The organism is Pseudomonas sp. FSL R10-0399, from assembly GCF_009600165.1.
GTDB classification, from domain to species: Bacteria; Pseudomonadota; Gammaproteobacteria; order Pseudomonadales; family Pseudomonadaceae; genus Aquipseudomonas; species Aquipseudomonas helleri.
In genome coordinates this window covers 1-11,371 of record NZ_WIWK01000151.1, presented here as the reverse complement: position 1 = coordinate 11,371, position 11,371 = coordinate 1, and the positions used below count along the sequence as shown (strand labels likewise).

10 protein-coding genes are annotated in these 11,371 nt (G+C 60.8%); 2 read left to right on the top strand and 8 right to left on the bottom strand.

All coding sequences use genetic code 11. The features are described 5' to 3' along the window. Positions 1 to 1,028 (top strand): S9 family peptidase (locus GHO41_RS26735; protein ID WP_153435108.1); only part of this gene is annotated, 1,028 nt, incomplete at its 5' end. Between the two features lie 88 nt (positions 1,029 to 1,116). Here GHO41_RS26735 and GHO41_RS26730 read toward each other — a convergent pair. Further along, positions 1,117 to 1,281, bottom strand: coding sequence for a YqaE/Pmp3 family membrane protein (locus GHO41_RS26730; protein ID WP_048372272.1), 165 nt, complete (start codon positions 1,279 to 1,281; stop codon positions 1,117 to 1,119). Positions 1,282 to 1,451: 170 nt separating this feature from the next. After that, positions 1,452 to 2,735 (bottom strand): aspartate aminotransferase family protein, encoded by a 1,284-nt coding sequence (locus GHO41_RS26725; RefSeq protein ID WP_153435107.1) that lies wholly within the window; start codon positions 2,733 to 2,735, stop codon positions 1,452 to 1,454. Positions 2,736 to 2,963: 228 nt separating this feature from the next. Between GHO41_RS26725 and GHO41_RS26720 the strand changes: the two genes are divergently transcribed. Continuing rightward, the gene (locus tag GHO41_RS26720) at positions 2,964 to 3,848 is read left to right on the top strand and encodes a LysR family transcriptional regulator (protein ID WP_048372276.1); all 885 of its coding nucleotides are present in this window, start codon (positions 2,964 to 2,966) and stop codon (positions 3,846 to 3,848) included. Positions 3,849 to 4,179: 331 nt separating this feature from the next. Here the strand turns inward: GHO41_RS26720 and GHO41_RS26715 are convergent, their stop codons facing one another. The 6 genes from GHO41_RS26715 to GHO41_RS26690 all read right to left on the bottom strand — a co-directional run. After that, a complete protein-coding gene (locus tag GHO41_RS26715; RefSeq protein WP_153435106.1) occupies positions 4,180 to 5,958 on the bottom strand; it encodes an acyl-CoA dehydrogenase C-terminal domain-containing protein in 1,779 nt (592 codons plus the stop codon). 244 nt (positions 5,959 to 6,202) lie between these two features. Next, a complete protein-coding gene (locus GHO41_RS26710; RefSeq protein ID WP_153435105.1) occupies positions 6,203 to 8,008 on the bottom strand; it encodes a phenylacyl-CoA dehydrogenase in 1,806 nt (601 codons plus the stop codon). A 240-nt stretch (positions 8,009 to 8,248) separates the two neighbouring features. Next, complete coding sequence (gene bioD, locus GHO41_RS26705; protein WP_153356989.1) at positions 8,249 to 8,929, bottom strand: dethiobiotin synthase; 681 nt, start codon at positions 8,927 to 8,929, stop codon at positions 8,249 to 8,251. Next, positions 8,926 to 9,738: a malonyl-ACP O-methyltransferase BioC gene (bioC, locus tag GHO41_RS26700; protein ID WP_153435104.1), complete on the bottom strand. Its 813-nt coding sequence runs from the start codon at positions 9,736 to 9,738 to the stop codon at positions 8,926 to 8,928. The genes bioD and bioC overlap by 4 nt, the downstream gene beginning before the upstream one ends. Further along, positions 9,731 to 10,462, bottom strand: coding sequence for an alpha/beta fold hydrolase (locus tag GHO41_RS26695; RefSeq protein ID WP_153435103.1), 732 nt, complete (start codon positions 10,460 to 10,462; stop codon positions 9,731 to 9,733). The genes bioC and GHO41_RS26695 overlap by 8 nt, the downstream gene beginning before the upstream one ends. Beyond that, positions 10,455 to 11,371: 8-amino-7-oxononanoate synthase (locus tag GHO41_RS26690; RefSeq protein ID WP_153435102.1), on the bottom strand; the 917-nt coding region annotated here is incomplete at its 5' end. The genes GHO41_RS26690 and GHO41_RS26695, both read right to left, overlap by 8 nt.

Here is an 11,371-nt window from a genome sequence, read left to right as displayed (position 1 = left end):
GGCTGCCGCTGGGCGAACAAAGCTACTTGGCGACCTGGACCGAAGCCGGTTTCGGACGCTTGGGCATTCACGCGGCTGACGGCAGCGTCGAAGACTTCACCGGCGACTACAGCCGGTTTCGCTGCCTGGCGCTGGATGATGCCTACCTCTATTGCATCGCCGCCTCCCCCGTCAGCCCGTCGGCGATCCTGCGCATTCGCCGCAGCGACAAACAAACCCGCGTGCTGGCCGGTGGCGTAGCGCCCTTGCCCGCCGAACAAATCAGCCGCCCGCAGACCTTGCGCTACCCGTCCGGCAACGGCGAAGCCCACGGCTTCTTCTACCCGGCGATGCACGGCGAGGTTAAACCGCCCTTGGTGGTTTTCGTGCACGGCGGCCCGACATCCGCCTGCTACCCGATGCTCGACCCGCGTATTCAGTACTGGACCCAGCGCGGCTTTGCCGTGGCCGACCTCAACTACCGGGGCAGCACCGGCTATGGCCGCGACTATCGGCAAGCCTTACACCTGAAATGGGGCGAAGTGGACGTTGAAGATGCCTGCGCGGTGGTCAGCTACCTGGCCGGGCAAGGGCTGATTGATGGCGAAAAAGCCTTTATTCGGGGCGGCAGCGCGGGCGGCTACACCACCCTGTGTGCGCTGGCGTTCAAAGATGTATTTCGTGGCGGTGCCAGCCTGTATGGCGTCAGCGACCCGATTGCCCTGACGCGCAGCACCCACAAGTTTGAAGGCGACTACCTCGACTGGCTGATCGGCGACCCTGTGCGCGATGCCGAGCGTTATGCGGCGCGCACACCGTTGCTGCACGCCGGGCAAATCCGCGTGCCGGTGATCTTCTTTCAAGGTGAACTGGACGCCGTGGTCGTGCCACAGCAAACCCGCGACATGCTCAAGGCCCTGGAAGACAACGGCATCCCGGCCAAAGCGTATTACTACCCACAAGAACGCCACGGCTTTCGCAAAGCCAGCAACCAGGCCCACGCGCTCGAGCACGAATGGCAGTTCTACAGCGAATTGCTAAACCCCTGAACCCCAAAATCCCTGTAGGAGCGAGCTCGCCTCGCGATCTTTTGATCTTAAAAGCTCGCGAGACAAGCTCGCTCCTACAGACGGCGGGTCAATTCGAACGCTTGGCGATGATGTACACCGCGTGCACCATCCCCGGGATGTAGCCGCACAGGGTCAGCAAGATGTTCAACCAGAATGCCCCGCCAAACCCCACCTGCATGAACACGCCCAATGGCGGCAGCAAAATGGCAATGATGATCTTCAGAAATTCCATACGCTAGGCTCCCAGTCCTTAACGGGCTCACACGGCCCTTACCCTTAATCGACTCACAGGCCCGACAAAAGGTTCAGCGCAGACTTATCCACAGAAAAAAAAACGCCCCGCGCCGAACGAAACAGGCACAGGGCGACGCGTTATACCGCGAGACGGTTCTTTAAAAGGCGTTACGTCGCAACCGCACGACGGCAGTGCAACTGCGCCGTACGTACGCGGGCAAAGGCCCGGGCCAGACGCAGCAACATCTCGTCGATGTTGCCTTTGCTGACGCACAACGCCGGGGTAAAGCGCAGGCAATTGGGCTGCGGGGCGGTGATCAACAGCCCTTCGTACAGCGCAGCTTTAACCACGTCCTCGGCCGAGTCATCCGACAAGGTCAGGCCCCAAAACAAACCCTGACCGCGCAATTCACCCTGTGCATAACTATTGGCCAGTCGCCCCAGCCCTTCGCGCAGGTACTGACCCGCGTCGCGCACTTGCGCCAGAAAATCTTTTTCCAGAATCGTGTCGAGCACCGCCACACCGGCTGCGGTCATCAACGCGTTGCCGTGGTGGGTGCCGCCCAGCTCGCCGGGCTCCAGGCAACAAGCTTTGCCACGGGCCAACAATGCGGCCAACGGCACGCCGCCACCCAGGCCTTTGCCCAGGGTGACGATGTCGGCGCGCACGCCGTAGTTCTGCTCTGCCAGCAACGACCCGCAGCGGCCCATGCCGGTCTGGACTTCATCCAGAATCAGCAAAATACCCAGCTCGCGGCACAGGCGCTCGACGCCCTTGAGGTAATGCTCGGTCGCCGGAATGACCCCCGCATCGCTCTGCACCGGCTCCAGCATGATGGCCACGGTCTGTGCATCCACCGCCGCATGCAGTGCAGGCAAGTCGTTAAACGGTACGTTGATAAAGCCCGGCAGTTGCGGCTCAAAGCGGTTGTCGAAGGTGCCGCTGCCCGAGGCCGACATCGCGCCGAAGCTACGACCGTGGCAGCTGCGCGTTGCGGTGATGATCCGGTGGGCGCCGTTGCGGTGCAGTTGGCCCCACTTGCGCGCCAGCTTGATCGCGCCTTCGTTGGCCTCGGCCCCGGTGTTTAAAAAGTGCACCTGATCGCTGCCCGTGCTCTGGCACAAGCGCTCGGCCAGGGTCAGCATGGCGCGGTTATAAAAGCCTGCGCCGGGGTTCATCAATGACTGGGCTTGTTCCGTCATGGCCTTGACCAGCACCGACGGGCTGTGGCCCAGGCTGTTCACGGCACCCCCCTGGGTGAAATCGAGGTACGCACGGCTGTCGCTGTCCCACATCCAAGAACCCTGGCCACGCACAAACACCTGCGCCGGGCGGTCTACGCTGGGCATCAGGCAAAAGCGGGCTTCGGGGGTGCTCTCATGCGCGGGGGCAGGCTCCGCCACGGGTTGAGCAAGATGGGCTTGGGGGCGACGCAAGTTAAACAGGTTCATGCACGCAGGCCTTGTGTTCATAAGCAGATTCGATTTGCAACCGCCCCGGCACGGCCCGGGCGCTAAAACCTCTGGCGGGTTTTTAGCCTTGCCTATGTAAATAAGCGCGCCACCGGTACGGTTTATCGCGCGTTTTAGCTCGATAGCCCCAGTGGAACGGGCGTAGACTAGGCGCCCACAAGCCTTTGAGCTATTTCGTTTTTTAAGCATTTTCGATAAGTATTACTTATGGATTTCAAGCAACTGCGTTATTTCGTCGCGGTGTACGAAGAAGGCCATGTGGGCCGCGCTGCCGAGCGTCTGTCGATCTCGCAACCGGCGCTGTCACAGCAGATCCGCCAGCTCGAACACAACCTCGACGTGACCCTCTTCGAACGGAGCAGCAAACGCCTGCTGCCCACCCTGGCCGCCCACACGCTGTACAACCACGCGTTGCCGCTGCTCGACGGTTTGCAGCGTGCGCGTGAAGCGTTGAGCAACTTTCAGGGCCATGCACTGCGCACCATTGCCATTGGCGTGCTGCAAACCGTGCACACCAGCCTGGTGCCGCAAATGCTCGAGCGCGTGCGCCAGGCACAGCCGCATCTGGTGGTACAGATTTACGAATTGACCGGCATGGAAATCGAGCGGCGCCTGCTCAATGGCTCACTCGACATCGGCATCAGTTACCTGCCGCCGCGCCAGCCGGGGTTGCATGGCACGCCGCTATACGAAGATGAACTGCAACTGGTCATCCCGGCGGATCACCCGCTGCGTGAATTCAAGAAAGTGTCACTGGCACAGGCCGCCGAGTTGCCGATGTTGTTGCTCGGGGAAGAGTTTCAGGTGCGCCAGATCTGGCAAAACCAACTGGCCAGCCTGGGCCGTCGCCCGCAGGTGCAGGCCGAGTTGAACACCATGGCCGGGATACTCGACAGCTTGCTGCACACCAAGTTGGCGACCGTGCTGCCGGGGCGCTCGCGCCATGAGAATGACCATCAGGCGCTGCTCTGGAAGCCCCTGAGCGAGCCTCGCGTGCCGCTGAAGGTCGGCCTGGTGTGCCGCGACGTCCAGCGCCAGCAAGCCACGCTGGGGCTATTGCGCAGCCTGCTTGAAGACGTGATTCATTCGTAGTCGCTGCCGAAGGCTGCGAAGGGTTGCGGAGCAACCCGTTTTCTTGAGAGCGGCGCAACGCCCATCGCAGCCTCGTGCCTCGGCAGCGACTACAAGAAATCGGAATTTCAGGCGCACAAAAAAGAAAACCCCGCCTAAGCGGGGTTTTGCAGACTGTTTCCCTGACATCCTTTTCGCTCCACCATCCTGGCGGAATCCTACGTGTCCGTGTTGTTGCTTTGAGCTTCCTGCTCTACGTCCTTGAAACCAAGATTACCCATGGATCCAATTTCGCGATATGGGCGATTGGCAGTACGTAATGTAAGCAAAAGCTTACAAATGACTAAACACCTTAAAACAGGGCCTCATCGAGCAAATACAGCGACTCACTGCCCGCCTTGACCGAAGTACTCAACGAATGAATACGCGGCAATAAACGCGCGAAATAAAAGCGTGCAGTGCCCAGCTTGCTGGCGTAGAACGCGTCATCCGCCTCTTTACCCTGCGCCGCACGGGCCATCAGCGCCCACATGTAGGCATACGCGGTGTAGCCAAACACATGCAGGTACTCCACCGACGCCGCGCCGATTTCATTCGGGTTGTGTTGTGCGCGGTCCAGTACCCAGGCGGTCAACTGATCAAGGTTGTCCAGCGCAGCGGCCAACGGTTGGGTGAACTCGTTCAGGTCAGCCGGGGCCTGCGCGATGAACTGGCGGATCTCGTCAGCAAACACGCGGTAGTCAGCGCCGCGATTGCCGACGATCTTGCGCCCCATCAGGTCCAGCGCCTGAATGCCGTTGGTGCCTTCGTAGATCTGCGTAATGCGTACATCGCGCACCAGTTGCTCTTGGCCCCACTCGCGAATGTAGCCATGGCCGCCAAACACTTGCTGGCCGTGCACCGTGGTCTCCAGCCCAAGGTCGGTCAAGAAGGCCTTGGCCACCGGCGTCAGCAACGCCACCAAACCATCAGCGCGAGCGCGGGCGGTCGGGTCTTCGCTGAACTTGGCAATGTCCAACTGATTGGCCACGTAAGTCGAGAACGCACGGCCGCCTTCGTTGGACGCCTTCATGGTCAGCAGCATGCGGCGCACGTCCGCGTGCACGATGATCGGGTCTGCCGCTTTGTCTTTGGCCTGTGCGCCGGTTGCCGCGCGCCCTTGCAGGCGGTCACGGGCATATTCCACGGCGTTCTGGTACGAGCGCTCGCCCGAGGCCAGGCCCTGGATACCCACGCCCAGACGCTCGTAGTTCATCATGGTGAACATCGCCGCCAGGCCACGGTTAGGTTCACCCACCAGATAACCCACGGCTTCATCGAAGTTCATCACGCAGGTCGACGACGCCTTGATGCCCATCTTGTGTTCGATCGAGCCGCAGAACACCGGGTTACGCTCACCCAGGCTGCCATCGGCGTTGACCAGCACCTTGGGCACCAGGAACAGCGAAATGCCTTTAGGCCCCGCCGGTGCGTCCGGCAGCTTGGCCAGTACTAAATGAATGATGTTTTCGGTGAGGTCGTGTTCGCCACCGGTGATAAAAATCTTGGTCCCGCTGACCTTGAACGAACCGTCAGCTTGCGGCTCGGCCTTGGTGCGAATCATCCCCAGGTCGGTCCCGGCGTGCGGCTCGGTCAAGCACATGGAACCGGCCCACTCGCCCGAGTACATATTGGGCAGGTACGTGGCTTTGAGTTCTTCGCTGGCGTGGGCGTTGATCGACACGCAGGCGCCAGAGGTGAGCATCGGGTACAGGCCAAAGGCCAGGCTGGAGGAGTTGATCATTTCTTCGACCTGGGCCGATACCGCCTTGGGCATGCCCATGCCGCCGAAATCGGGGTTGCCACCCACGCCCACCCAACCGCCTTCGGCGTAGGTTTTATAGGCATCGACAAAACCGGCCGGTGTGGTCACCACGGAGTCATTCCAGTGGCAGCCTTCCTCGTCAGCGTCGCGGCTCAACGGGGCGACGCTCTTGGCGGTCACCTTGCCGGCTTCTTCGAGAATGGCTTCGACCGTTTCAGCATCAACGGACTCGGCCAATGCAGGCAATTGCGCCCAGAGAGCCGCAACTTCGAACACTTCATTGAGGACGAAGCGCATATCACGCAGCGGCGCTTTGTAATCAGCCATGGCAAACCTCGTAATCTGTAAACGACGATTAATGTGGGACGCAGTCTAGCTTAACGACGTGAGCGATACATAGGGTCAAGCAGTGACTGATATTTATAATCTGGTCACTATTTTGTAGGAGCGAGCTTGCCTCGCGATCTTTTGATCTTTAAAAGATCGCGAGGCAAGCTCGCTCCTACAGGGGAAAACCAAAAAAGCCGCTTTCCCGAAGGAGAAGCGGCTTTTCAAGGTGACTCACCGGGGCTTAGTAGCCCAGATCGAAGTCTTCTTCTTTCATGTCCATCAGGTTGGCAGCACCCGACAACATGGCCGCAACGTGTGTGCGGGTACGCGGCAGGATGCGCTGGAAGTAGAAGCGCGCAGTCTGCAGCTTGGCTTTATAGAAGGCTTCTTCAGAAGTGCCCTCGGCCAGTTTTGCAGCCGCCAGACGCGCCATGTCAGCCCAGAAGTACGCCAGGCACGCATAACCGGAATACATCAGGTAGTCGACCGAGGCCGCACCCACTTCTTCACGGTCTTTCATGGCCGCCATACCGACCTTCATGGTCAGCTCGCCCCACTCTTTGTTCAGTGCAGCCAACGGCGCGACGAACTCTTTAACCGCTTCGTTGCCTTCGTTGTTCTGGCAGAACTTGTGGACGATCTTGGTGAAGCCCTTGAGCGCTTCGCCTTGAGTCATCAGCACTTTACGGCCCAGCAGGTCGAGTGCCTGGATGCCGGTGGTGCCTTCGTACAGCATCGAAATGCGGCTGTCGCGAACGTTCTGCTCCATGCCCCACTCAGCGATAAAGCCGTGGCCGCCGTAGATTTGCACGCCGTGGTTGGCGGCTTCGAAGCCCACTTCGGTCATGAACGCTTTAGCAATCGGCGTCATGAACGCCAGCAGCGCGTCGGCTTTTTTCTTCTCTTCTTCATCAACGCCGTATTTCACGATGTCGACTTGCTTGGCGGTGAAATACACCATGGCGCGGTTGCCTTCAGCAAACGCCTTGGTGGTCAGCAGCATGCGACGCACGTCCGGGTGAACGATGATCGGGTCAGCCGCTTTTTCAGGGGCTTTAGGGCCTGTCAGCGAACGCATTTGCAGGCGGTCACGGGCATATTTCAAGCCGCCCTGGAAGGCGATTTCAGCGTGGGACAGACCTTGCAGTGCAGTGCCCAGACGTGCGGTATTCATGAAGGTGAACATGCAGTTCAGGCCTTTGTTCGGCGGGCCGATCAAGAAGCCGGTGGCGCCGTCAAAGTTCATCACGCAGGTGGCGTTACCGTGGATGCCCATTTTGTGCTCAAGCGAGCCACAGGACACGGCGTTGCGCTCACCCAGGGTGCCGTCGGCGTTAGCCTTGAACTTGGGCACGATGAACAGCGAGATACCTTTGGTGCCAGTCGGTGCATCCGGCAGGCGGGCCAGTACGATGTGGACGATGTTGTCGGCCATGTCGTGTTCACCGGCCGAGATAAAGATCTTGGTGCCGGAAATCTTGTACGAACCATCAGCCTGAGGTTCAGCCTTGGTGCGCAGCAGGCCCAGGTCGGTACCGCAATGCGATTCGGTCAGGCACATGGTGCCGGTCCACTCGCCGGTTACCAGCTTGGTCAGGTAGGTGTTTTGCTGCTCTGGGGTGCCGTGCTCGGAGATGGTGTTCATCGCGCCGTGCGACAGGCCCGGGTACATGCCCCACGACCAGTTGGCCGCACCGACCATTTCACTCACCGCCAGGCCCAGGGACTCTGGCAGGCCTTGGCCGCCGTGGTCGACGTCATGGGCCAGGCTTGGCCAGCCGCCTTCAACGAATTGTTTGTAGGCTTCTTTAAAGCCCGTCGGCGTTTTAACACCGGATTCACTCCAGGTGCAGCCTTCGATGTCACCCACGCGGTTCAGCGGTGCCAGCACCTGCTCACAAAACTTGGCGCCTTCTTCAAGAATGGCGTCAACCATATCTGGCGTAGCGTCCTGGCAAGCCGGCAGGCTCTGATAGTGCGCTTCGTAACCGAGCAGTTCGTCACGAACGAAGCGAATATCACGCAAGGGGGCCTTGTAATCAGGCATAGCGATAAACCTCTGCTGATGAATCCGGGGATGAACAACCGCGTAGATTTGTTATTGCGGTCAAACAGGTGTTTGAAACATACGTTTACGCCCATTTGTTGTCAAGCAGCGCGAAGCCTCCGTTCGTCTTGGTACGAACAGATCTCAGAGAAGGAAGGGGCATTGAATCCTGTAGGAGCGAGCTCGCCTCGCGATCTTTTGATATTTAAAAGATCGCAAGGCAAGCCCGTAGTTTAGGGCTCAGTCCAGCAGGTCCAGCTGCAAGTGTTCAGCCACCGCTTGCGCCGAGGCCGTTTTGAGTTTGGGCACACGGCCCAGGCAAGGGGCCGGCAGGCGCTCGGCCAGGGTGGCGAGGTTTTCTTCAAGGCGCGCCGTTTTCGGGCCAATGATATTGGCCACCCAACCGGCCAGTTGCAGGCCGTCGCGGGCGATGGCTTCGGCGGTCAACAAGGCATGGCTGATGCACCCCAGGCGCACGCCGACCACCAGAATCACCGGCAAGTCGAGGGCCTGCGCCAGGTCCGACAAACTGTCTTGCCCCGACAGCGGGACTCGCCAGCCTCCCGCCCCTTCAATCAAGGTGAAGTCGGCCTGCTGGGCCAGCACATGGCGCATGGGCGCCAGCAGGGTTTGTACATTGACCACCTGGCCAGCTTCACGCGCCGCAATGTGCGGGGCGATGGGCGGCTCAAAGGCCACCGGATTGACCTCGTCATAGGTCAACGTCACAGAACTCTCGGCCATCAATGCCAGCGCATCGGCATTGCGCAGCCCTTGCGGGGTGATCTCACAGCCCGAGGCCACCGGTTTGCCAGCCACGGTGCTCAATCCGGCTTCGCGCGCGGCATACAACAAACCGGCGGCAATCGTGGTTTTGCCGACATCAGTGTCGGTTCCCGTAATGAAGTACGCTGGGCTCATCGCGTTTTCTCCAGGATGCCGTAGACCACCTGATAAGTTGCCGGTAGCCCTTGTGGCTGACGAAATTGCTCATAAGCGCTAACCAAAGCCTGCAGCCGCGCTCTGCCGGTCAACCCTTCAGGGCGACCCGGGTTCAGATTATGCGCACCCAATGCTTTCAATTCATGGGTCAGTTGACGCACCTGCGCGTAGTGCAGCACATGGGGCTGACTCTGCAAGTTGAGCACGCGCATCGAGCTGTCTGCGCACAGCTGCTGATAGGCGGCAAACTCACGAAAACGGTTCACATGGACTTGCCCGTCCACGGCCCGCCAACTGTCACGCAGCTCACTTAACGTGCCCACGCACAAACTGGCAAAGGCCATGACGCCACCGGGTTTGAGCACTCGATGGGCTTCGCTGAGCACCCGCGCAAAATCACCGCACCACTGCAACGCCAGGCTGGAAAATATCAGGTCGCAACTGTCGGCTTGCAACGGCAAGCTTTCGGCATCCCCGGCGATAAAATGCGCGGCGCCGCCCAAGGGCCGGGCGAACGCCAGCATGCCCTGGGCGATGTCCAGCGCCAGCCCTTCACTGTGAGGAAATTTCTGCGCCAGGGCCCGGCTGAAATAGCCCGTGCCGCTGCCCAGATCCAGCCAGCGCTGCGGCGCCAGACCAGCCGGTAAACGCGCCAGCAACGCATGCCCGACGTCACGTTGCAGCTCGGCCACGCTGTCGTAACTGGCCGCCGCACGCGAAAACGACACCGCCACCTGGCGCTTGTCCGGCAGGTGGCCTGCACACGTTGCAACACTGAGATCAGTCATCGTCCAGCTCATGTAAAAAAGCCTGAATCGCGGCCGCCAGCTCGTGGGGCGCTTCCAGTAAAAAGGCATGACAGGCCTGTTCAATCAGACCCACTTCGACATCGGGCAACAGCGCCAGCAACGCCTCGGCAGCCGCCACCGGCACCAGCCCGTCGGTCCCGGCAAACAGGTGCAGTTGCGGCCCGTTGAAGGCTTGCAGTGCCGGGCGCACATCCAGTTGGCCCAGCAGTTCCAGCCCGGCCAACAAGGGTTCCGGCTGCACTTTGGGGGCTGCGCCCAAGAGCAATTGCGTCATGGCGCGCGGGTCTGCCGCGCCTTGGCTACACAGCAGAGCAAAGCGCTTGAAGGTGCTGTGCGGCGCTTCAGCGAAGCCTGATAAAAACGCCTCGAAGGTGGCGTTAGGCATCGCCGTTGGCCAGTCCTCACGGCTAACAAAACTCGGGTTACTGGCCAAAGTGATCAACCCGCAGCAGCGATCGCCACGGCGAGCTGCCAACTCACTGGCGAGCATCCCGCCCAGGGACCAGCCGCCCAGCCAGGCGTTGTCGGGCAGGTTGGCGTCCAGCTCGTCGAGCCAGTCGTCCAGTTGTGCTGACTCCAGCACCGGCAGCGGTTCGACCTCAACCCGCAAATGCTCATCCAGGCCACGCAAGGCTGCGGCCAACGGTTCCAGCGGGGAAATCCCCAAGCCCCAGCCGGGCAGCAAAATCAGACGATCACGCATGGTCGGGCTCCAGCTTTCGCCAACAGTCATCCAGTGCGCTTAACAATAGCTGCACCTGAGCCTCTGTGTGGGCCGCCGACAAGGTCACGCGCAACCGCGCACTGCCCGCCGGTACCGTCGGCGGGCGGATCGCGGTCACCAGCAAACCGCGCTCACGCAACATCGCTGACAAACGCAACGCCCGGCCACTGTCGCCAATCACGATCGGCTGGATCGGCGTAAAGCTGTCCATCAACTGCAAACCGATCTGCTCGGCGCCCCTGCGGAACTGGCTAATCAGGGTGTTCAGGTGCTCACGACGCCAGTGCTCGCTGCGCAACAGCTCAAGGCTTTTGAGGGTGGCGCAGGCCAGCGCGGGCGGCTGGCTGGTGGTGTAGATATAAGGCCGGGCGAACTGGATCAAGCTCTCGATCAGCTCTTCGCTGCCCGCCACAAACGCACCGCTGGTGCCGAAGGCTTTGCCCAGCGTGCCCACCAGCACCGGCACGTCGTCCACGCCCAAGCCAAAATGCTCGGCAATCCCGCCGCCCTGCGCACCCAGCGGGCCAAAGCCGTGGGCATCGTCGACCATCAGCCAGGCGCCTTTGGCCTTGGCCTCACGGGCCAGGCTCGGCAAGTCGGCCACATCGCCGTCCATGCTGAACACGCCGTCGGTGACCACCAAAGTGTTGCCGCAGGCTTTCTCCAGACGCTTGGCCAGGCTGGCCGCGTCGTTGTGCAAATAGCGGTTGAAGCGCGCGCCGCTGAGCAAACCGGCATCCAGCAACGAGGCGTGATTGAGACGGTCTTCGAGCACCGTATCGCCCTGCCCGACCAGGGCCGTGACCGCCCCCAGATTGGCCATGTAGCCATTACTGAACAGCAGCGCACGCGGGCGCCCGGTGAACTCGGCCAGGACCTCCTCCAGTG

Coding starts and splice junctions, on each gene's coding strand:
- GHO41_RS26695 (WP_153435103.1), bottom strand. CDS start 10,462: ATGCGTGATCGTCTGATTTTGCTGCCCGGCTGGGGCTTGGGGATTTCC.
- GHO41_RS26715 (WP_153435106.1), bottom strand. CDS start 5,958: ATGGCTGATTACAAAGCGCCGCTGCGTGATATGCGCTTCGTCCTCAAT.
- GHO41_RS26720 (WP_048372276.1), top strand. CDS start 2,964: ATGGATTTCAAGCAACTGCGTTATTTCGTCGCGGTGTACGAAGAAGGC.
- GHO41_RS26725 (WP_153435107.1), bottom strand. CDS start 2,735: ATGAACCTGTTTAACTTGCGTCGCCCCCAAGCCCATCTTGCTCAACCC.
- bioD (WP_153356989.1), bottom strand. CDS start 8,929: ATGAGCCCAGCGTACTTCATTACGGGAACCGACACTGATGTCGGCAAA.
- bioC (WP_153435104.1), bottom strand. CDS start 9,738: ATGACTGATCTCAGTGTTGCAACGTGTGCAGGCCACCTGCCGGACAAG.
- GHO41_RS26730 (WP_048372272.1), bottom strand. CDS start 1,281: ATGGAATTTCTGAAGATCATCATTGCCATTTTGCTGCCGCCATTGGGC.
- GHO41_RS26710 (WP_153435105.1), bottom strand. CDS start 8,008: ATGCCTGATTACAAGGCCCCCTTGCGTGATATTCGCTTCGTTCGTGAC.